The organism is Streptomyces sp. NPDC020898 (assembly GCF_044333925.1).
Lineage (GTDB): Bacteria > Actinomycetota > Actinomycetes > Streptomycetales > Streptomycetaceae > Streptomyces.
Window position 1 is genome coordinate 130,735 of record NZ_JBIRRV010000002.1, and the last position, 19,417, is coordinate 150,151.

General features: G+C 65.7%; 23 protein-coding genes and 2 pseudogenes. 7 read left to right on the plus strand and 18 right to left on the minus strand.

Annotated features, from left to right (window positions below):
* Positions 1-24: 24 nt before the first annotated feature.
* From ACH4TV_RS08490 to ACH4TV_RS08530, 9 genes are all read right to left on the minus strand, one after another.
* Positions 25-534, minus strand: coding sequence for a hypothetical protein (locus ACH4TV_RS08490; protein ID WP_398395628.1), 510 nt, complete (start codon positions 532-534; stop codon positions 25-27).
* A gap of 18 nt (positions 535-552) precedes the next feature.
* Positions 553-897, minus strand: coding sequence for a hypothetical protein (locus ACH4TV_RS08495; RefSeq protein WP_398395630.1), 345 nt, complete (start codon positions 895-897; stop codon positions 553-555).
* A complete protein-coding gene (locus ACH4TV_RS08500; RefSeq protein ID WP_398395632.1) occupies positions 894-1,496 on the minus strand; it encodes a hypothetical protein in 603 nt (200 codons plus the stop codon). Before ACH4TV_RS08500 ends, ACH4TV_RS08495 begins: the two co-directional genes overlap by 4 nt.
* Positions 1,497-1,507: 11 nt before the next feature.
* Entirely contained in the window at positions 1,508-1,696 is a 189-nt protein-coding gene (locus ACH4TV_RS08505) for a hypothetical protein (RefSeq protein WP_398395634.1), read from the minus strand.
* A 3-nt stretch (positions 1,697-1,699) separates the two neighbouring features.
* Positions 1,700-1,885: a hypothetical protein gene (locus ACH4TV_RS08510; RefSeq protein WP_398395636.1), complete on the minus strand. Its 186-nt coding sequence runs from the start codon at positions 1,883-1,885 to the stop codon at positions 1,700-1,702.
* 245 nt (positions 1,886-2,130) lie between these two features.
* The gene (locus ACH4TV_RS08515; protein WP_398395638.1) at positions 2,131-4,359 is read right to left on the minus strand and encodes a cell division protein FtsK; all 2,229 of its coding nucleotides are present in this window, start codon (positions 4,357-4,359) and stop codon (positions 2,131-2,133) included.
* 296 nt (positions 4,360-4,655) lie between these two features.
* A complete protein-coding gene (locus ACH4TV_RS08520; RefSeq protein WP_398395640.1) occupies positions 4,656-4,973 on the minus strand; it encodes a hypothetical protein in 318 nt (105 codons plus the stop codon).
* Between the two features lie 43 nt (positions 4,974-5,016).
* Positions 5,017-5,172: a hypothetical protein gene (locus ACH4TV_RS08525; RefSeq protein ID WP_398396612.1), complete on the minus strand. Its 156-nt coding sequence runs from the start codon at positions 5,170-5,172 to the stop codon at positions 5,017-5,019.
* Between the two features lie 23 nt (positions 5,173-5,195).
* Positions 5,196-5,438: a hypothetical protein gene (locus ACH4TV_RS08530; protein WP_398396614.1), complete on the minus strand. Its 243-nt coding sequence runs from the start codon at positions 5,436-5,438 to the stop codon at positions 5,196-5,198.
* Between the two features lie 28 nt (positions 5,439-5,466).
* Here ACH4TV_RS08530 and ACH4TV_RS08535 point away from each other — a divergent pair, with 28 nt between their 5' ends.
* Positions 5,467-5,697, plus strand: coding sequence for a hypothetical protein (locus ACH4TV_RS08535; RefSeq protein WP_398396616.1), 231 nt, complete (start codon positions 5,467-5,469; stop codon positions 5,695-5,697).
* Here the strand turns inward: ACH4TV_RS08535 and ACH4TV_RS08540 are convergent.
* From ACH4TV_RS08540 to ACH4TV_RS08560, 5 genes and pseudogenes are all read right to left on the minus strand, one after another.
* Positions 5,626-6,051, minus strand: a pseudogene (locus ACH4TV_RS08540) (DNA cytosine methyltransferase); the annotation flags it as partial. The gene ACH4TV_RS08535 and the pseudogene ACH4TV_RS08540 sit on opposite strands and share 72 nt — an antisense overlap.
* Positions 6,048-6,698: a GGDEF domain-containing protein gene (locus tag ACH4TV_RS08545; RefSeq protein ID WP_398395642.1), complete on the minus strand. Its 651-nt coding sequence runs from the start codon at positions 6,696-6,698 to the stop codon at positions 6,048-6,050. The gene ACH4TV_RS08545 and the pseudogene ACH4TV_RS08540, both read right to left, overlap by 4 nt.
* Positions 6,695-7,672, minus strand: coding sequence for a DUF2637 domain-containing protein (locus tag ACH4TV_RS08550; RefSeq protein WP_398396547.1), 978 nt, complete (start codon positions 7,670-7,672; stop codon positions 6,695-6,697). Before ACH4TV_RS08550 ends, ACH4TV_RS08545 begins: the two co-directional genes overlap by 4 nt.
* A 26-nt stretch (positions 7,673-7,698) precedes the next feature.
* Positions 7,699-7,845, minus strand: coding sequence for a hypothetical protein (locus tag ACH4TV_RS08555; RefSeq protein ID WP_398395644.1), 147 nt, complete (start codon positions 7,843-7,845; stop codon positions 7,699-7,701).
* Positions 7,842-8,129 carry a hypothetical protein gene (locus tag ACH4TV_RS08560; protein ID WP_398395645.1) on the minus strand — a complete coding sequence of 96 codons (288 nt, stop codon included), beginning with the start codon at positions 8,127-8,129 and terminating at the stop codon, positions 7,842-7,844. The genes ACH4TV_RS08555 and ACH4TV_RS08560 overlap by 4 nt, the downstream gene beginning before the upstream one ends.
* 491 nt (positions 8,130-8,620) lie before the next feature.
* On the opposite strand from ACH4TV_RS08560, the gene ACH4TV_RS08565 reads away from it, so the two are divergent.
* Together ACH4TV_RS08565 and ACH4TV_RS08570 are read left to right on the plus strand one after the other, a co-directional pair.
* A complete protein-coding gene (locus tag ACH4TV_RS08565) occupies positions 8,621-9,388 on the plus strand; it encodes a helix-turn-helix domain-containing protein (RefSeq protein ID WP_398396549.1) in 768 nt (255 codons plus the stop codon).
* A complete protein-coding gene (locus ACH4TV_RS08570) occupies positions 9,388-9,861 on the plus strand; it encodes an NUDIX domain-containing protein (protein WP_398395647.1) in 474 nt (157 codons plus the stop codon). The genes ACH4TV_RS08565 and ACH4TV_RS08570 overlap by 1 nt, the downstream gene beginning before the upstream one ends.
* Here ACH4TV_RS08570 and ACH4TV_RS08575 read toward each other — a convergent pair.
* On the minus strand, positions 9,849-10,418 hold the full coding sequence (locus ACH4TV_RS08575) for an HD domain-containing protein (RefSeq protein ID WP_398395649.1): 570 nt from the start codon (positions 10,416-10,418) through the stop codon (positions 9,849-9,851). The two genes, ACH4TV_RS08570 and ACH4TV_RS08575, sit on opposite strands and share 13 nt — an antisense overlap.
* Positions 10,419-10,429: 11 nt before the next feature.
* Positions 10,430-10,876: a GntR family transcriptional regulator gene (locus ACH4TV_RS08580; RefSeq protein WP_398395651.1), complete on the minus strand. Its 447-nt coding sequence runs from the start codon at positions 10,874-10,876 to the stop codon at positions 10,430-10,432.
* Between the two features lie 211 nt (positions 10,877-11,087).
* Between ACH4TV_RS08580 and ACH4TV_RS08585 the strand changes: the two genes are divergently transcribed.
* Both ACH4TV_RS08585 and ACH4TV_RS08590 read left to right on the plus strand, forming a co-directional pair.
* Positions 11,088-12,395, plus strand: a complete 1,308-nt coding sequence (locus ACH4TV_RS08585; RefSeq protein ID WP_398395653.1) for a hypothetical protein — start codon at positions 11,088-11,090, stop codon at positions 12,393-12,395.
* Between the two features lie 1,436 nt (positions 12,396-13,831).
* Complete coding sequence (locus ACH4TV_RS08590) at positions 13,832-14,443, plus strand: cytidylate kinase family protein (protein WP_398395655.1); 612 nt, start codon at positions 13,832-13,834, stop codon at positions 14,441-14,443.
* 833 nt (positions 14,444-15,276) lie between these two features.
* Here ACH4TV_RS08590 and ACH4TV_RS08595 read toward each other — a convergent pair.
* Positions 15,277-15,899: pseudogene (locus tag ACH4TV_RS08595) on the minus strand (tyrosine-type recombinase/integrase); the annotation flags it as partial.
* Between the two features lie 285 nt (positions 15,900-16,184).
* On the opposite strand from ACH4TV_RS08595, the gene ACH4TV_RS08600 reads away from it, so the two are divergent.
* The gene (locus tag ACH4TV_RS08600) at positions 16,185-17,015 is read left to right on the plus strand and encodes a hypothetical protein (protein WP_398395656.1); all 831 of its coding nucleotides are present in this window, start codon (positions 16,185-16,187) and stop codon (positions 17,013-17,015) included.
* A 353-nt stretch (positions 17,016-17,368) separates the two neighbouring features.
* Positions 17,369-18,640, plus strand: coding sequence for an MFS transporter (locus tag ACH4TV_RS08605; RefSeq protein ID WP_398395658.1), 1,272 nt, complete (start codon positions 17,369-17,371; stop codon positions 18,638-18,640).
* 143 nt (positions 18,641-18,783) lie between these two features.
* On the opposite strand, the gene ACH4TV_RS08610 is transcribed toward ACH4TV_RS08605, so the two are convergent.
* The gene (locus tag ACH4TV_RS08610; protein WP_398395660.1) at positions 18,784-19,278 is read right to left on the minus strand and encodes a Rieske (2Fe-2S) protein; all 495 of its coding nucleotides are present in this window, start codon (positions 19,276-19,278) and stop codon (positions 18,784-18,786) included.
* Positions 19,279-19,417 lie beyond the last annotated feature (139 nt).

The window sequence follows — 19,417 nt, forward strand, 5'->3', positions numbered from 1 at the left end:
GAGAGGCGACCGCCCCAGCCTCAGCTACTGGTTCTTGGCCCAGTGGGCGTATTCCTGGCGGACGTAGCCGCGCGGTTCGGCGGCGGCCCTGGGGTATGTCGCCTGGCACGGTCCGTTGGGGTGGCCACCGTTGTTGTCGCGGTCGTAGTCGACGAACCGGCGGGCCGCTTCGGTGGCCGCCTGGTCGGCGTCGCCGGTGATTCCTGCCTGTTCGTCGTGCAGCGCGATGCGGTCCAGCAACGCGGCCTTGCGCAGCCAGTACTCACGGCCCGGGGTCTCGCCAGGCCGCTTGTCGACGGCCGTACCGGCAACCCATCCGATCTCGCGGACGGCACTCGGGGCGAACGCGTACGCCGCTTCCGGGGTGGGCCACGGGCCCTGGTCGGCGCGGTGGTCGACATTGGCGTAGAGGCGGGTGCGCCTGCCGTCCTGGGCGGGTTCGACGGTGACAGTGCCGGTCGCGAAGGTGTTGTCCAGCGTGGCGACGATGCGGTTGGTGTCGGCCGGGTCGCAGACGATGCGGATCTCGAACACGGTGGTCCTCTCGGTGGGTTAGAAGGGGGGTTCGGTGCTGTAGCAGCCGCAGGTGCGTGAGCGGGTGCCGCATGCCGGGCAGGCCCGCCGTTTGCGAAGCCAGCGGGGGCTGTGGGGTAGCCACACGAACCGCAGGGGCAGGAACGGGGCGCACTCGCAGGCGTCGTAGTCCGGCTCGTCCTCGCCGTGCACCGCGCCGATCACGTCCCCCTCGCCCCCGCAGTGCGGGCAGTCGGGGTCAGGCAGGCGGTGCAGGGCGAGGATGGGGCGCGGGCCGCGCGGGCGCCCTCCGACGGGGTAGAAGACCCACCCGGTGTGGTGGCGGACGGCGAGGCGGCGGCGGGCGAGGAGACGGCCGATCACGCGGACTTCCTTTCTGTGGTGGGGAGTTGGGGCAGTCCCGCGCTCTCCAGGGCCCGCGGGTCGAAGCCGGGGAGGGTGGCGCGGGTGACGAGTGCCTGGGCGAGGGCTTCGGCGTAGGCGGCGCCGCTGCGGGCGACTTCGATCTGTGTGGTGGCGCGCAGGGTTTCGATGCGTTCGACGTGCGCGTATTCCTCGCGCCGCTCGCTCGTGTCCCGCTCGTGGGTGAGGCGGTCGAGGCGGTCGGTGCGCCAGTAGCGGGCGGCGAGTCCGTAGGCGCCGGCGGTGGCCAGCGACCACAGCAGCAGCGGCAGCGGCAGACCATCCGCGTATCCGGCGACCCCGGCGAAGGCGAGCGCCCCGGACGCGGCGAACGCGGTCCCCACGAGCACCGAGTCACCGGTGCTGTTGCCGGCGGCCACGCCCGCGGCGGCGGCACCGAGGGACAGGGACGTCATCAGCACGGCGTTGCCGACGCTGTGTTCGGCGCCGTTGGCGTTCCAGATCCGGGCCAGTGCGAGCACGGTGGTGGTGGCGATGGCGGGCGCGGCTTTGGGTGCGGCGATGGCGAGCCAGTGCCGGTGGATGATCGGTTCGTTCACGGCGGGACTCCTCACAGGTGCTGGACGGCGTCGAGGACGGCGCCGGCGAGTTCGTTGATGGGTCCGGAAGCGCCGGTGGAGGCGAGGAAGAACCCGAACCCGGCGGCGACGAACGCGGAGCCGTAGCCGAGGGTGTTGGAGCGCAGGAGGAAGAACAGGACCAGGCCGAACAGGGCGACCAGGGAGACGGTGACGGCCATCGGTTATCCCTTCGGGGCAGGGCGTGTGGGGGCGGGGGTGGGGGTGTCGGTGCCGGCGCGGTAGATGCGGGCGAAGCGGTTGTAGAGCCAGCGGCCGACGCGGATGCGCTTGCCGTGGCCCTTGCAGCGGCGGCACGGCTTGCCGCGCTTGAGGCGGCCCTTGCGGTCGGTCTTGAGCTTGTGGCCCATGCCGCGGCACTTGCGGCAGTCGCCGTACGGGCTTCCCGCACACAGGCTGATGTAACCAAGAGTGATGACGAACAGGCAGGCGCTAGCAAGGAGAAGGAGGGTCACGGGGTGCCTTCCAGGCGGGTTTTCCGGTGTTCTCGCAGGTCGGGTGCTAGGTGCGAGGTTGCTGATCAGAGCCGGTTTGGGGTGCTAGTAGGCCTGCTAGGTCTAGCAACGGCGGCTGCTAGACCTAGCAGCCGTGCGCGTCATCCCCCGGACCGCTTACCGTCACGTTGGGTGATTGCGGTGGTGAGGTCGGCGCGGGCGATGCCGCGGCGAGTGGTGCCCTTGCCCTTGTCGGTGGTGCCCCACACGTCCTGTGCCGTGATGCCGTGCGGGCGCAGGTTCGTGGTCACCGTCTCGGCCTTCCATCCGCCGTAGATCTCCGGGCGCAGGGCGGCGAGGCGGGCGGCGACCTTCTCGTTCCACACCTTCTCCTCGTCGGCGGCGACGACCTTGAGGATGTCGGCGAGGAGGTCGAAGGCGGCCTCACCGCTCTCGGGGTTCTGGCCGATGGCGTGGCCGGTGACGTTGCCGTACTCCTCGCGCACCGTGCGAGCGCGGGCGACGACCTTTTCGGCGGCGAGGGCGTCGACGAACGCGGAGGAGACGATGCGCGGGTCGTCGCCCTCGCCGGCCATCCAGCAGATACCGAGGTCGGTGCGGGAGAACATGGTGGCCCGGTAGCCGGCCTTGTAGGCGCCGGTACCCAGCACCATGTCGTTGGCGGTGTGGCCCATCACCTTCAGGCAGAACCGCAGGACCGCGTTGGCGGAGATGCCCGGGGGCAGCGACTTCGCGTCGGGGCGCTGGGTGCCGAACATGCCGACCATGCCCAGAGCCGGGCCGCGCTTGGCGATGTCGGTGCAGATCTCCTCGATCTCCGCCCCGTGCTTGTCGTGCTCGAACGCCTTCTGGCACTCGTCCAGTCCGACCACGATCGGGTACAGACCCAGAGACTTGTCGTTCGCCAGGTCCGGGGTCACCTTCGACTCCGGAACGCGCGAGCGCGGCAGGGATTTGATGACCTTCGCCCGCCTGCGCAGTTCCTCTTTCAGCTCCCGCAGCGCGTGGAGGACGTAGAGGATGTCTTCGTCTTCCTCGCCGGCGCGGTAGCGGTGGCAGACCGGTTCGAGGGCACCGAAGTCGCCGGTGCCCTTGAAGTCGAACGCGTACAGCGCGGCGCGCGGGTCGAGGGCGGCGATGAGCAGGAACAGGCGCATCAGGAACGTCTTGCCCATGCGCGGGATGGAGCCGACCACCACCGACGCGAACATGAGGGTGACGGCGACGTCTCCCATGCGCTGGTCGTTGCCGAACACGACCGGTTTGAACAGGTCGACGCTGCCCGACTTCAGCAGCGGCCACGCGGGCTTGGTGGTCTCGTTCATGGGCTTGTCGCCCACCCACAGGATGAGGCGTCCCTCGTGCTCGGTCGGGTCGGCCGACGGCCACACACACCCGACCTTGCGGCGCAGACCCGATGCCAGCGGTTTGCGCTCCTCCATGATGTCTTCCGGGGTGACGCCCCAGGGGAGGTCGAGGTCGGCGCGGTAGCCGGGTCCGTCGCGGGTGATCTCGGAGGTGAAGCGCATGCCGTTCATGTCGCCGCCCTTTTTGATGGCGGCCGACAGCTTCGCGTTGCCGATGTTGTCCAGGGCGCGCAGCACGATCGGGCCGGTGAGCTTCTGGATCTCGGTTTTCAGGACGGCGGGCCCGATCACGGGATGGTCCTGCGGTGAGCCCCAGAATCCGCACGTCAGCACCGCGGCCGACGCCAGCACCCCCAGCCAGGCGGGGGCCATGACGTAGAGGGTCAGGGCGAACGCGGCGCCGAAGACGAGCGCGACGGTGGTCACCAGGACGCGCAGCCGTACCCGTCCGTCGCGCTGCCGGGACAGTTTCAGGTATTCGGCCGTGTTCTCCCTGCGGACTTCGTAGGCGCGCAGCGGGGCGCCCTCGGCGTCCCACACCCACCGGTTCGTGTCCCGCATCAGACGGGCCGTGCCGCGCGGTGCGTTCAGGGTGAGCTGGAAGGCGTACCAGGGGGTGCGGATGCCGTGGAAGGCGGTGGCGTAGAACGCGTTGCTCGCCGCCCGCTGCGCCGTCGACACGAACCCGGGCTTCGAGGTGAGCCACGTCGGCAGGATCGGCCGACGCTTGTAGGTGGTGATGCCCGGCGCGGGGAGGTCGGGGCGGTCGACGGGTCGGGCGACCGAGTCGGACGACCCGTCATCGTCCAAGTCGGCCGACTCGGTACCCGACTTGGTCGGGCGGGAGTCGGGCAGCGGGTCGGCGGTCGGGACGGCCGACCCGTCACGCGCGGAACGGACCTTGTCGAGGTCGACCACATCCGCACCGGACGGAGCGGCGGGGGCGGCCGACATCTCGGCTTCGAGCCGGTGGAACAGTTCGTTGTCGTCGGGCTGGTTCACTGGGGAGTCCTTCTCTCGGGAGGGAAGCGGGGTCCGGCCGTCGCTGTAGGAGGTGGGCGGACGGACCCCGCCAAGGGCGGTTACTGTGCGGGCATGGGTGGGGGATCACAGACCAGGACACGGCCGTGCCGGTGGTGCCGCGAGCCGGTCGTGCAGCCGCGAAGCCGGTGGCGCAGACGGCGCTATTGCAGCAAGGCGCACCGCAGAAGAGGCCGCATCCTGGACACAGTCGTGAGGTTCCTGGACAACCTGTAGCGGCCGGGCGGCGGGGGCGTGGCCGTCGACCGGCCGTGGCCTCACCACCAACCGGACGACTTCTTCGCCGCCTTGGCGGCGGCGGCCTCGTTCACGATCCGCTGCCGCTCCTTCTCGAACGCAGCGACTTCCGCAGCGAGCCGCATCTCGGCACGGCCCCACGCGGTCTCCAGCTTCCGTTCGGCGCGCGTAGTGCTCCGGCCACGCACGACGCGGACGCTGCCACCGACCGTGGCACGGATGATCGCGCGCCGTTCCGAGCCGGACAGCGGCCACATCTCGAACTCACGGACCGCCTTGAGCTTGCGGGTAGCCAACTGGATTTCACGGTCAACGCGGCGAGTGTTGGGCTTGCCCATGGTCAACTCCCTTTTAGAGAACGGTGGTTGGTGGTCGGCCGCGTCACGCGGCGAGGGTGCCGGAGTGGTGTCCGGCGGCGGTGAGGGTGCGCAGTGCGGCGACGGCCTGTTGCGGCATGACGCCGTTGCCCAGGGCTTTGAGCTGTGCGGAGCGGGACAGGCCGGGTACGTCGGTGACGTGGCCGGCGTCCAGGCCCATGAGCCATTCGACGAACGGCGGGTTCAGTCGTCCCAGAGCGTCAGTTGGCCGGGGAGCGGGGCGTCCGAGGACGCTTTCCCAGCGCGCGACGGCCGGGCCGTACTCGCCGAAGCCGGTTCCTGCGGGGCGGGCAGACTCGCCATCTCCGCGGCCAGGCACTTGCCGTGCGTCCCCGCCTCCTGCGACGGGGTCCGCTTGGTCTGCCGGTTCTCGTTCTCCGACGCCCTGGGGGTGGGCAGCAGGGAGACGACGTGGCGCAGGTTCATCCCGCCCTGCGCCGCGTGTCCCGGACCGGTGTCCTCCGACGTCGACGGGGTCGGCAGCAGCGAGGTGACGGCCGTCGGAAGCTGTCCCCGCTGCCCACCGCCCCGCCAGTCCCTCGCTGCCGGTGTCGGCAGGCCAGGCGTAGAAGAAGAGGCGTTTGCGCTGGTGGGCGGCGCCGAGGTCGGACGCGCGAAGAGTGCACCACCGTGCATCGAACCCGAGGGCGGCAAGGTCTCCAAGGACGGTGTCGAAGCCGAGTGAAAGGTGCCCTGCGACGTTTTCAAAGACCGCGAGTCGGGGTCGTAGAACCCGAAGGGCACGGGCGATGTGGGGCCAGAGGTGCCGGGCATCCTTGGTTCCCTTCCGTTTGCCGGCGGTGCTGAACGGCTGGCACGGGTAGCCGCCGGTGAGGATGTCGACCGGTTCGGTGTCGTGCCAGCTAAGAGCGGTGATGTCCCCGAGGTTGGGCACGTTGGGGTGGTGGTGGGCGAGGATGCGGGCGGGGCCGGGGTCGTTGTCCGCCACCCACGCCAGCTCCCCGCCGAACACCTGGCGTACGGCGTCGTCCAGACCGCCGTAACCGGTGCACACCGACCCGATCCGCAGCCCGGTCATGCCGCCACCCCCACAACCGGCGCAGCCGTGCGGGCGCCGCGTCGGCCGGACCGGCGCCCGGCGACGGTGGCGAACAGTCGCCCCAAACCGGCCCGGCGCATCCCGGCACGGCCCTGCTTCGCTGCGTACATGGCCTCATCCGCCCTGCGCAGCAGGCCGGACAGGTCATCGGCGGGGAAGTCGCAGGCGCGCGCCCAGCCGAGCGAGACGGTGGTGTGCACGTCCGGGTTCTGGCCATCGGCCGGCCGGGCGAGCACCCCGTGCAGCACCGTGAACAGATCGGCGGCGGTGCCGTGGTCGTCGATGAGGACGGCGGCGAACTCATCGCCCCCGAGCCGTCCGGCGACCCCGGAGCGGCCGACGTGGTGGGCGAGCCGGTCCGCGGTCGCCTTCAACAGGACGTCCCCGGCGGCATGCCCGAAGGTGTCGTTGATGTGCTTGAAGCGGTCGACGTCGGCGAGGACGACGACCGCGCGCGGGTCCTTGAGCAGGGCGGTGGCGCGTTGGGTGAATCCGTCGCGGGTCCGTAACCCGGTGAGCGGGTCACGCCGCGCGGTGCTCAGGCGGGCGTGCAGCCATCGCACGTGCAGGGCCCACCCCGCAGCCAGAGGCAGTACGGACGGCAGGATGGTGGTCAAGGCGGTCATGCCGCGACCCCCTCACTGCTGTCGGTGTTGACGGGGTGCAGGTGCGGGCCCTCGGCGCGCTCGGCAAGCAACAGGTCCCGCAGCACACGGGAGTTGGCCGCCGAGCAGCGCAGCGCGGTGCGGAGGGCTTCGGCGTTGACCGCGGCATCCGTCCAGCCGGCCGTAGCCGTGCGGGCTTCGGCGAGCAACTCCTCAGGGGTCCGCGCAGCCCGGCCGGTCTTGCTCTTGGCCGCCTGCGGAGCGCGCTTGCGCGGCGGCTTCGGTGCCGCCTGCTTCGGCGGCTCCGGAGCTTGCGGCGGCGCGGGCGGGATGTCTTCGCCCTGCGGGGCGAGTTCACCCAGCTTCAACAGCACCCGCTCGGGGCGGGGTGTCTTGGAGCGCCACTTGCGCCCGTGTTCCTCGCGCAGGTAGGCGCGGGCCAACTGCCGTTCCCGCTCACGTCCCAGCGCCACCGAGTAGGAGGTGACCTCCCACAGCGTCATGCGCCGCCACAGACCGAACGTCGACAGCGGGGCGAGCAGCCACCGTGAGAACCGGATCTTCTCCATCCGCCGGCCGGTGGCAGCGCCGATCCGCACCGCGTAGACGTGCGCACCGATCTCGGAAAACACCACCCACAGCAGCGGCATCGTTCCGTGCGCCACCTTCGCCCACATGCCCGATCCGGCCGCGACGTTCAGACCGCAGGTGACCAGGGTGAGCAGCCAGGGCACGAACCGCACCCACGCCAACGCCATGTCCATGCGGATCAACAGCAGGTTGGCCAGCGTGAACACGGGGATGGCCGTGTCGATGCCGACAGGCAGCATCCACGCCTCGCCGAAGCCCCACCGGGCCGCGGCGGCCGACACCGCATCGAAGGATGCGATGAGTCCCAGCGCGCCGACCCCGGCCGCGGCGAGCGCGCCGAACCCGGCAAGCCCCATCTCGGGGCGCGTGAGCGGCGGCACCGCCGGACGCTCGGCAACCGTCATCGTTTCGGGGGCGGGGGTCTGTGAGGTCACTGCCCCTCACCACCCTGCGAGGCACGGAGCTGAGCGTTCATCAGTTCCGCCTGGACATCGGCCACCTGACCGGCGGTGATCTGCTCGTAGACGGCCTGGCCCTCCAGGAACATCCGGTCGTCGAAGCTCAGCCCGTCACTCATGCCGCAGCCCCCTTCCGGAACGTGCGGCGGTCGGCGAACCGAGCCAAAGGGACGACATCGAACAGCTCCGGGTGCGCGTCGACGACCCCGGCCGCGATGCGGACCAGGTCGTCGGGAAGCTCCGGGTTCTCAGCGAGGATGTCCCGAGCCGCGTCCAGACGGGCCGCGCGCTCCATCCCGCTCTCGCCCTCAACCCCGAGCCACAACTCAACCGGGGTACCCAGGGCCAGTTCGATGAAGTCGGTTGTCGAGACGGCCTGGTGGCCGCCGATGTAGGTACGCATGGGGATTTCTCCTGAGTCGAAGGGATGTCCGGGGCGGTCGCGGTCTTTGGCGAGAGGCGACCGCCCCGGGAAAACAGGTGAACGCCGCACGAAGCGCGGCGGCGAGATGAGGTCGTGCGTTGACTCCTTCGGGAGCGTGCTCCCGTATCAGGCGTATGGAGATGAGGCCTCTCAGCCTCAAGCCCTCGGGTTAATGACCAGGACCCCGGCGCCCTCGGCCCGCTCTGTCCCGGACCCCTTGTCATGCGCTCGTACGAGCCGCTGAGGCGACTGAACGAGAGGAACATGTATTACGTGTTCCTCATCTTGCAGAGAGGTGTTCGCTCCGTCAAGCCCTTCGGTTGTTTGGAGTTCGGCGAGCCCCTCGTGCTCGATGTACCTACAGCCTGACGTCGACCGCGCCGACACTCGACTTCGCGGCTGTACGACCTGAGTCGTTCTTGGTTAGCGTGAAGTCGTACCAAGTCGTCTCAACAAGACGGAGGTTGGACGTGGCGAACGAACGACTGCGCGGCGCGATAGTGGACTTGGGCCTGACGCTCGATGATGTCGCCGAACGACTCGGGGTCGCGTCCAAGACGGTCGAACGGTGGATCAACGACCCTGAACGCAAGCCCTACCGACGCTTCCAGTTCGCGACAGCATCGCTGTTGAAGTGCGAGGTGTCGTACCTGTGGCCGGACGAACGCACCTCAGCCGAGGTCGCAGCCGCCGGCAACGCCGAGTTGGTCAGGCTCTATCCACACCGGTCAGTCGTAATGCAAACCCTCTGGACGAACCTCTACTCCAAGGCGACCCACCAGTTCGACCTGTTGGTGTACTCCGGGTTCTGGCTCACGGAAGACGCGACGTTCCACCGGATCGTGAAGGAGAAATCAGCCGACGGAGTGCCGATCCGCTTCATGCTGGGTGCGCCCACGTCGCCGGCCGTGGCCGTGCGCGGCGAGGACGAAGGGATCGGCGCGGCGATGGCAGGCAAGATCCGGAACGCCCTCATCAACTACGGCCCGCTCTTCGGTCTCCCCGGGGTGGAGTTCCGACTGCACAGCACGACCCTCTACAACTCGATCTACCGGGCCGATGACGAGATGCTGACGAACGGGCACCTCTACGGCGTCGGCGCCTACATGGCACCCGTACTGCACCTGCGACGCGTGCCCGGCGGTGAACTTTTCGACGCCTACGCTGAGAGCGTTGAGAAGGTCTGGGAATCCGCCCGCCCGATCTCTTCACCTGCCGATTGGGAAGGCGCCGTCTGATGAGCCGCATCGACTACTTCCGCGACCCGAACGCCCCCCAGGCCAACTCGGTGGTGCCATCGGTCACCGCGGTCGTCCGGGACGATGCGGGGCGTTTGCTGCTCATCCACAAGACAGACAACGATCTGTGGGCACTGCCCGGCGGTGGCCACGACATCGGCGAGCACATCGGTGATACCGCCGTCCGCGAGGTCGCGGAAGAGACCGGCATCGACGTTGAGGTAGACAGCATCGTCGGGCTCTACACCGACCCTGAGCACGTGCTCGCGTACGACGACGGCGAGGTCCGCCAACAGTTCTCCATCTGCTTCCGAGCCCACCCCATCGGCGGTTCCCTGCGTACGAGTAGCGAGTCGAAAGAGGTCCGCTGGGTTGCCCCAACGGACCTCGATGGACTGGACATTCACCCGTCGATGATGCTGCGCATTCGGCACGGTCTCGACGAATCAAGGCGAGAGCCCTACATCGGCTGACTGTCGGCAGAGACCCCCGCCAATCGACCCTCAACACGCTTCGCCGCTGCGTGGATCTCAGGGGTCGCGCGCTGAATGAACCGCCCAACGATCGTGTCCGGGCCGTACCGCTGCACGATCTCATCCAGCCGCTCCGCCGACGTGGTCTGCGTCCCGTCAGGCGTCGTCGTCATGTCGCAGTACAGCAAGGCGTCGACAAGGTCCGGACGCTCTAGCTCAAACTCCCCCTCAAGCTCCTGCCGCAGTCCGCGCTCCTCTGCTTCGAGCAGGGCACAGGAGTGGTGAGCCACGAGACGAACGACCCGCTCGTCTGCCTTCTCCTGGTCCCGGAGGAACCGCGCGCCATCCAGGGGGTGAAAGCCGGTGGTCGCGATCGCCGGCGAGTACCCGATGTCATGGAGCACCGCGGCTGCTTCCAGCAACTCGGCATCGTCGCCCATGATCGGACCCAAAGAACGAGCGCGCTTGGCAACTCCCAGCGAGTGCGTCCACCGACGCGGGAGCGGATCGGACAGCAGCGATTCGGAGAGCGAGTACGCCCACTCAGTCAGTCCCATGACGGCTAAGACTACGGCCGGACGGTGGGCGTCGGGAGAGCGCGCACGGTTCGCCCCTTGCCATGCACCGTGGCGAGCAGGCCGTTCCCCTCCATCTGAGCAAGGACACGGCGCACGGCCGTACGGGAAGCTCCGAACCTCTCGCAGAGCTTCGCTTCGGACGGGTACGTGTCGCCCACCGAAAGTGAGTCCTCTGTGATCACGTCGGTCATCCGTTCTGCGAGAGACCGACGGTCGCCCCCCCGAGCGACGTGCCACCCGCTCCCAGGAGCAGACTCAACTACGCCATCAGCTTCGAGAGCCTTGAGGGCACGACGGATGGTGTTGCGGGCGACACCATGCGAGCGCATGAGGGCAGCCTCAGACGGCAGTGTGTTGGCGATGTCACCAGATTCGATCTTCTGACGCAGTGATTCAGAGACCTGCAAGTAGATACCTCGCGGACTGGCCTGTGGCACAACTTCCCCTCCCTGACCAGCTCATACTGCCCCGATGAGCCATGCCCTACCAGCTTCCCACGTTCCTGCACCGACACGTATGCCTGGGATGGACGACGTCCCGCTCCACCCCCCTCGGCCTCTGCCGAGTCAGACCTAAGGGGTGGAGGCCGCATATCGCAAGCGCCAGGTGCCATACAATCTGATCCCCTGTCAGCCCGGGAGGCATTCCATGGACACCTCAATCTCTGCAATTGTTAGCAAGGAATCTCTCAGTGAGGGCCTTCGCCTGATCTTGCGCGACCTGGAAGAAACCGACGACGGCCTCGCCCTACCTGCCTCAGATCGGGATAGTGGGATTCGTTCGATTAAGCCACTAACGAACCATGAAATGAATGAAATTATTGACAACCTCAAAGAGGCGGACTCGAACACAGATAGCTCATTTCACTGGAAGGACCACGCCGAGTTCACCATTGTCCCTCTGAGCGCACATAGAATGCTCGAAAGATTTTTCGACGGCACAACCCTTTCGGGGCAGGGAGATAACCCGATTAGCTACAGTATCGGTGATCCATCCAGGGAGGTAATTGCCTATCTTGCTTGCTACCTAGCACAGAACAAGGAAATTCTTAGAAGCCCTCGCTGGGCAATTATGCGACATCGCGTCATGAGGGCACTTAGTGCAGGTACGGTAGTTCGGGGTGAGGCGGACAGGGATGACACGATCCTGGGCGCCGTAGAGGAAGTACTAGGCGTTACAGCCCTGCGCGTTAGTTCACCAAAACCTCGATCAGACTTTGAGACTCTGGCAAATTCCTTCCTGTTCCATGTGGCCTACAACACTGACATGGCAGCCCGAATTGGACTAGACCCGACCTTGGAGGTGCGGAGGATCCAAAGGGTACGCCGAACTGCTCGCGGCTCACTTGATGTACCGCGAAAATCCTACACGTCCGACCTGATCCACCATTATATGATGGGTGTAGCTTCGGAAATTCCTCTACTGGAATACCTTTCTTACTATCACATCGCTGAACATTATTTCGAGAAAGTTTTCAACGACGACTTGATCGAACAGGTACGGCGAGGAATCACCGACCCTTCTTTTTCTGTCCGGAGAGCAAAAGACGTACAGAGCATCATCCGCATCGTAGATAGGACGCAACGTCAAGTGAAAGAAGAAGGGGGAGTTAACGAACAGCGCGCTCTTCAGCTAGTCCTAGGTGGATTCGTAGACATAAATCGATTGATTGCCGACCTCAACGGCTATGATGGCGATTTGGTCAATTATTACAGAACTCATGATGTTCCTTTTGCTGGCGCACAGAAAGTAGATCTTGAAAGCCGCGACCACGCCACCGTGCATGCCGCCCTCGCGAAGCGAATCTATAAAGTCCGGAACGCTCTAGTGCACGCCAAAGAAGGAGAGCTCCCCAAATATGCCCCCTTCGCCCACGACGCTGAGCTTTCCCACGAGATTCCTCTGATGCGGTTTACGGCCGAGCAGATCGTAATCGCTCATGGGCGAGTCCTGTGATCGTTGGTACGGTGCAACGTAAAGCCAAGGCGGGGATGCCAGAAGCTACACCGGATACAGACAAGAGGGGCGCGGGAGGCTCCGTAGCCCTCAGACTGAGTATCTAACTTCGCGACAATGGCTGCGTACGTCCACGCACGTCCAGGGACAGTCAGCACAGGTCAGTGCCTCATTCTCTCTGGAGTGACGGCTACCAAGATTGCTTCGGGACGAAGAGGTTGGCTCGCCATGACCATGCGGCAGACTGCTCTCTGTGGCTGATCAGAAGTACGAGGACGCGTACCACGCTTGGCGGACATCGCTGCACATACTCATCTCAGATGCACCGCAACTCGCTCGATGGCAGGAGCGACGTTTCCAGTTCGCTCACCAGGTGGGCGAACTGTTGACCAAGCCCTACGCCAACTCCCCCGCCACGACCGGCCCTGTGCTCTATGGAGTCTTCCTCTCTGGATTGGGGCTCTGCTACGTGGGACAGACACAGGAAGCTGGACGGCGCCTACGAGACCTTCCCGTGGGCGAGAGCCACCATTTGGCAAACACGGTCCCTCCCGAAATGTGGGAGAGAGTGGTCGTCGTTCGCTGGCCTGACCTCTTGGCGAAGGCTCCTGTCCGTGAACAGGCAACTGCCACGGAGCTGGGATTCGACATCTGCGGGCTCGTGCTAGAGCACCAACTACAGGTGACAACCTCGCCGCCTCTCAACAGTCGCCGGCGTCGTCCCGACGGAGATTGGCGTCCACGGAACCACGCGCAGAGTCGCTCCCGCGGCGCCATCCACGCACACGCACTGCCCAACCTGTGGCAGTTGACCTGGGAGGCCTGGCATGACCTCGCAACGCTTCAAGCACCCGTGAACAGCCAGCCGCTCCTGACCACGGAGGCTGGCCGCGTGGCCTTTCCGGCAGCGCGTTGACGGCTCCCTTGGCGGAGCGCCGCCGGGCGCAGTCGACGCCAGCGTTGGTCCTTCAGATCTCTCCACCCCTCGCCATGGACTGTCTTCCGAGTGAGTGGCGCGTGAGAGGCACGCACTCTCGACCTCGCGGAGAAGTTCACGCAGGTCAGAGGCAGGATCGAAGGTCGACGAAGCATGCCCTCCGGAGCCGTGTGCGCAGGTTCGAATCCTGCCGGGGGCACTTCGCTTCAACCAGTCAGATCATGCGGTTGACCAGCGCAAGTGCCAAGCATGAAGAGCGGGAACCAGTCTCACTGGGTCCCGCTCTTTGTCGTTGGTGCGCGCTGGCCGCGATAGACCTGCGATAGATGTCTTCGTCGAGTAGCACCCATGTCTCGCCCATCCTCCACTTGGGTAGACGACAGCAGATCAAGCATCAGCATGGCTCTGATACCGCCTCATCGAGCGCATGCTGTCTTCTGCGGAGCAGCAAGCCACACTGCGATACGGACACCTGCGAGCGAGCCAAGGAGCCCACAGCTTGAACATCGTCATTTCAGGCCTGACCGCGAGCGGTAAGACCAAATTCGGCTTGGACCTGGCGCGCCAGCTCGGTTTCGACTATGTGTCCGCCTCCCAGATCCTGCTTGACCGACTCGGAGTTCCTCTAGGGGCGCGTCACGAGATCTGGGGCGACGGCTTCGAAGCCGTAACGCAATTGCGCGACCGGAGCGAGGTAGACCGGCGCCTGGATACAGAGATGACCGAGCTCATCGGCCGGCTGGACCATACAGTCTTTGACTCATGGGCCTTGCCTTGGTTCGCAGATAGGTCCGCAATCAAGATCTGGCTTGCATGCGACCAGAGAACAAGACATCTAAAGGCGCGGTCGCCTCACCCAATTTCAGAGCGACATTCATTGCAGCATTACGCGCAAATTGTCGACAGGAAAGACCAAGATTCCCGCAACAGATTCCAAAAACTCTACGGGTTCACTTATGGACCGAACCCGGAAGTATTCGACTGCATCCTAGATAGCACTGAATATTATGTAGATTCGCCCACGATCCATTCCGAGCAACGAGCAAACGAGTTTTCTTCTCTCCTCCTGCGAGAGGTAAAGCAAGCAATGAAGGAGACTCTCAGTGTGTGAGTCAAAAACTCGGGAAGGATACTAGTGGGCACCGCTTTCTCCATAGTAACGGGAGTCACCTCAAGTCTGCTATATTCCCTGACCGTCGCTACACTGGCGATTACACTTTGGAGAATCCGAGCCAGACGCTACAGAAAAATTTGGGCAGAGGCCCTAAAATTTCGAGCAGAAAGTCTCATTATTCTTTCTGCAAGAACAACGGTTGCTAATGCGCACGACGCGCCACGATGCAGCGCGAGCGAGGTCCGAGCCCTAGTGAAAACAACTGCTCTCCTGCAAAGGTTCAGGACACAGAATTACTTTCGCGTAAACACTGACGTTTCCGACGATGAACTACGCTCAAAAAATCTCATCATCTTCGGCTCCGGGAAAGCCAATGCAATAGCCGCTCGGGCTTTCCGATCCATTAACCCTCCAGGGTTACATCTGGATCCGATCGGACGGTCCATACAACTGAACGGCAGAAGTTTCGCACCAGAGTACGACCCGGATTCAGGATCACTAGTGGTCGACTATGCACTGATCATCAAGTCCGCCAATCCGTTCCGCCACTACCAATCCCAGAAACGAACCCTCCTTATGTTTGTGGGTCTACACGGGATTGGCACAGAGGGGGCCGTTCTTGCAGCTACTGATCGCTCACCCTTGCTTGATATAGCGCGCCAAGTAGACGGCGACGACTTCATGTCGGTGATTAAGGTTCACGTAAATGGTTTCCTAGTCACTGACACGCAAGTAGAAATTTCCGTCAGGTTGTGAACCCGCACGAACGAAGCTGCAGCCGGGGATAACCTTCCGGCTGCAGCTGTACTTTCATTCCTCTAGCGCCCCTTCTAGCTCTCCCAGGCTAGTTCCGCATCTATCTTCCTGTTCATGGCGTCTTCCTGACCATAAATACAGCCCTCGTATACTCGATGGATCACCTCGGGTGAGTTGCCAACCCGACGTGCAACCTCAGCCACGGGCACGCCAGCGTTCAACCACGTCGTGATGCATGTGTGGCGCAGATCGTACGGCCGGCCTCCGAGGACGGACGCCTGAAAGTCCGGTGGGAGGGCATACGCCGGGCGTCTCGCCAGACGCGCCAATAGGTACTGCTGCCCACGAGACCGTCCCGCTCGTTAGTGAAGAGCCGCCCATCCTTGGCCGTGCCGAACTCCTTCAAGTGGGCGCGGAGCATGGCCACGAGAGGCGGGGGGATCGGGACCGGCCGGTCTTCCTTGGCTTCCCTCGACTTCAGGCCGCGCTTGTCGTGGCGTTCTCCGCTGTCTGTCCATTGCTTGCCCGACACGGGGTACGTGTCGTGAAGCGTCAGAACGCCCCATCCCTTCTCTGGAAGGAAGCAATCAGCTTTCCTGAGGCCCACAGCCTCACTCGGCCGGAGCCCTGCGAAATACATGACCGCGAAGAAGCCCACCAGGCGTCGGCCCTTCTTTCGGTCCCATGTGCCGACGTAGTGCCCGCACTCTCCTTCTGATCTGGTGGGGCGTTGCCGTTTCGGGGCCCAGACACTGCCGACGTTGCTCGAACGGTCGATCGCGGGCCCGCACGTGGAACTGCCCGACGGTGGCCGCACGGTCATGGACGTACGCGCTCTCGGCCGGCACGTGCCCCCTGTGATCTGGGTGACTGACTGACACGACATCCCGCCCACCCAGGCCAGATGCGACAATGCGGCCCTGGTGCGAAGAGGGCGCTGGCGCACGGTGGGACGCAACCACCGTTGAAACGGGGGGAAACCATGGGGCTGGCCATGTGCCCGCTGTGCAGTGAAGACGAGGACATCGAGGTGGTCCGCACCCTCGAAGACGGACGACGCGTCGTCAAACACCGGTGCGGCTACGCATGGGAACACGGGGCGCCCGTCGCCCAGAAGACGATGCCGTCCCACTCCTTCAACGACCTCAAAGCCCGTTTCCCGAAACCCGAGGACGTCGAGCCCAAGGTGCTGGAACGCGCGGCCCGACTCAAGACGCAATACCTCGCCACCAGGCCGGACTTCGACCCGGGGGTGGCGGCCTACTGGGCGAAGTACCAGGAGATCTTCTCTCCCGACGGGCTGCGCACCTGCGACCCCAGGCTCCTCAAGGACTTCGCCAACTCCGATGTCGGAGCCCGCCCCGGCAACCAGGCCACCTTCAACTCCGCCTGGAACAGCATGGGCGACACCGCGGCCGGAGAGGCGACCCGCAAGACGATCGAGTACCTCCTGTACGGGCCTGACGACATGCCGATCGAGGACCGCCTCCAGCATCTGCTGACGGGCGCGACGTCGTTCGCCATGACCGGCTTCAAAGAAGCCCTCCTCACAAGGGTTCTCTGCGTGATGCAGCCCGACCGGTTCCTGACGATCCTCAAGTACACGACGGAGGCGGGCGGCAAGCGCGAGATCGCGCGGATGGTCTACGGCCTGGAGCTGCCCGCACCTGAGTCGGTGAACTGGACCCTCGGGCGGCTCATCCTCTGGAGCAACAACGTCCTGCGCACCCTGGTCGGCGAAGGCTTCGCCAACCAGCAGCACGCCGCCGCCTTCCTGTGGTGGGCCAAGGACCAACCCGGCGGCTTCCCGTAAAGAGACGCACTCTCGGACACCGCTGCGGACATCCCGCCAAGGTTCCACGAGTGCTTCGCCGCCACAAAAGGCGCCTTCAACGGTCTCCAGACCCCATTGCTCCGCCGGCTCGGCGGCGCAGACCAGGATGACCTGGTCGACTGAGTGGCCCAGTGCGAAGCGAACCTCGGTGGTCCGCATGGCCGCTGCCCGCAGATCGGAGTAGGTGGACTTTTCGCCTCCAGCACCTCGAAGAGATGAGTCCGCAGCACGGCTTTCTCGGCCAACGTGGCCTCAAGTGGGGCACGAGGCAGATGAGTTGTGCGTATGTTCAATCGGAGTGTGGTCGACGTAGGCAAGCGGGAAGAGGCTGCATGGCAACGGCACCGTCGGCTCGCTGGCACAGGCTGGCCGTGCTCGCGGCCCTGATGCTGGCCGCGTTCACGTTCAACACCGCGGAGAACCTGCCGATCGGGTTGCTCAAGCTCATCTCGGACGATGTGCAGGTGTCACTCTCGGCGGTGGGCTATCTCGTCACCGCCTACGGGCTGACCGTCGCCCTGGTCTCCCTGCCTCTCGCACAGGCCACCCGGTCCATGCCGCGCCGCCATGTGCTCACCGTGCTGCTGGCGGCGCTCGTCCTGTCCAGCCTGGTCTCGGCCCTGGGCTCCAGCTACTGGCTGCTGATGGCCGCCCGGCTGGTGACCGCACTCGCCCAGGCGCTGTTCTGGGCGGTGATGGGGCCGGTGGCGGTCGGCCTGTTCGCACCGGCTGTCAGGGGGCGAGTGATCGGGGTGCTGTCGGTGGCCGGTTCGCTGGCCCTGGTGCTGGGTGTCCCGCTCGGTACGTGGCTGGGCCAGCAGAGCGCGTGGCAGGTCCCGCTCGTCGTGCTGGCCGGGCTGGGGCTGGTCTCCCTCGTCACGATTGCCGTTCTCCTCCCGACGTCCCGCCCGGAGGAGGGGCACGCGGCCTACGGTTCGGCACCCGACAAGCGGCGGTTCCAGATCGTGCTGGCGACCACCGCCCTGTCCGCCACGGGCGCGTTCGCGGGCTATACGTACCTCGTGAAGTTCCTGGGTGACGTGAGCGGCTTCTCCGACACCTCCGTCAGCGCTCTGCTGATGGTCTCCGGCATCGCGGGTGTGGTCGGTGTGACGATCGCGGGGCCGCTCCTGGACCGCTACCCGCGCCGCACACTGGCCCTACCGGTGGCCACCCAGGCGGCCGGCATGCTGGGCCTGTACGCGTTCGGCAGCGCCCCGGCCGGAGCCGTCGCGTGCCTGGTGCTGCTGGGCGGCTCACTCGGCCCGGTGTTCATGGCCACGCAGAGCCAGATGCTGCGCTTCGCCCCCGGCCGTACCGAAATCGCCCTGGCGGCCAACTCCGGCGCCTACAACGCCGGGATCGCGGGCGGGGCACTGCTCGGCGGCCTCGTCCTGCCCGCCTGGGACGTGCGGGCCACGTTCCTGGTGGGCGGGCTGCTGACCGTCACCTCGTTCGCGGTACTGCTCACCGAGCGGATGCTGCCGCCTGCGGAGCAGGGCCGTCAGGCCGGATCCGGCCGGACGGTGGACAGCAGCCCCGCCGAGCAGGTTCGAAGCCTGTCGGGGGCACGCGCCACACAGCCAGCAAGAATCAAGCGCTGAGCTGGGCGGATGCCGACAGGGAAGAGCGGGAGTCAGTCTCACTGGCTCCCGCTCTTTCTTGCTCTCTCACTGCTGCGGAACGGCTCGAATTCCCGTCCGAAGCCTCTGAGTACAGCTCCGCGATGAACCTCGGCGTACGGGCGTCAGGCCAGGGTGATCGAGTCCTCGCTCACGATGATCTCCTCGGCGGGCAGCGCCTGGGTCGCGGGGCCCTTCTTCACGCTGCCGTCGGCCACCGAGAACTCGCTGTTGTGGCACGGACAGACGATGACGCCGTTGGCGATGCTGGACACCGCACAGCCGGCGTGGGTGCACTTGGACGAGAAGGCCTTGTAGGTGCCGGCCGTCGGCTGTGTGACCACCACGCCCTGGTCCTTGAATATCTTGCCGCCGCCCTCCGGGATGTCGGAGGTCTTGGCGAGGGCCGTGCCGCCGGAGCCGGACGAGGGGCTGCTGCTCGCGTCGCCGCCGCTCGCACCGGCGTCGGCCGGGGTGTTCGAGGAGGAGGAGGAGGAGTCGGAGGACTTGTCGTCCGACCCGCACGCGGTCAGCGCAACGGCGAGCCCCGCTGCTCCGGCCGCCGCCACGATGGTACGGCGGGCCGGTGCCCCGGTGCGCTGCAGTGATTCGCTGGTCATGCTGACGTTCCCTTCGCTGGCACGTTTCGTCGGTCTGCACATCGGGGAAAGGAGACGATCGCCCGCGATCCAGACCGTGTCGAGATCTTGACCTGTTCCAGCCCAGAGATGAGTAAAAGCGCGCTGTCGCTTTGCTATC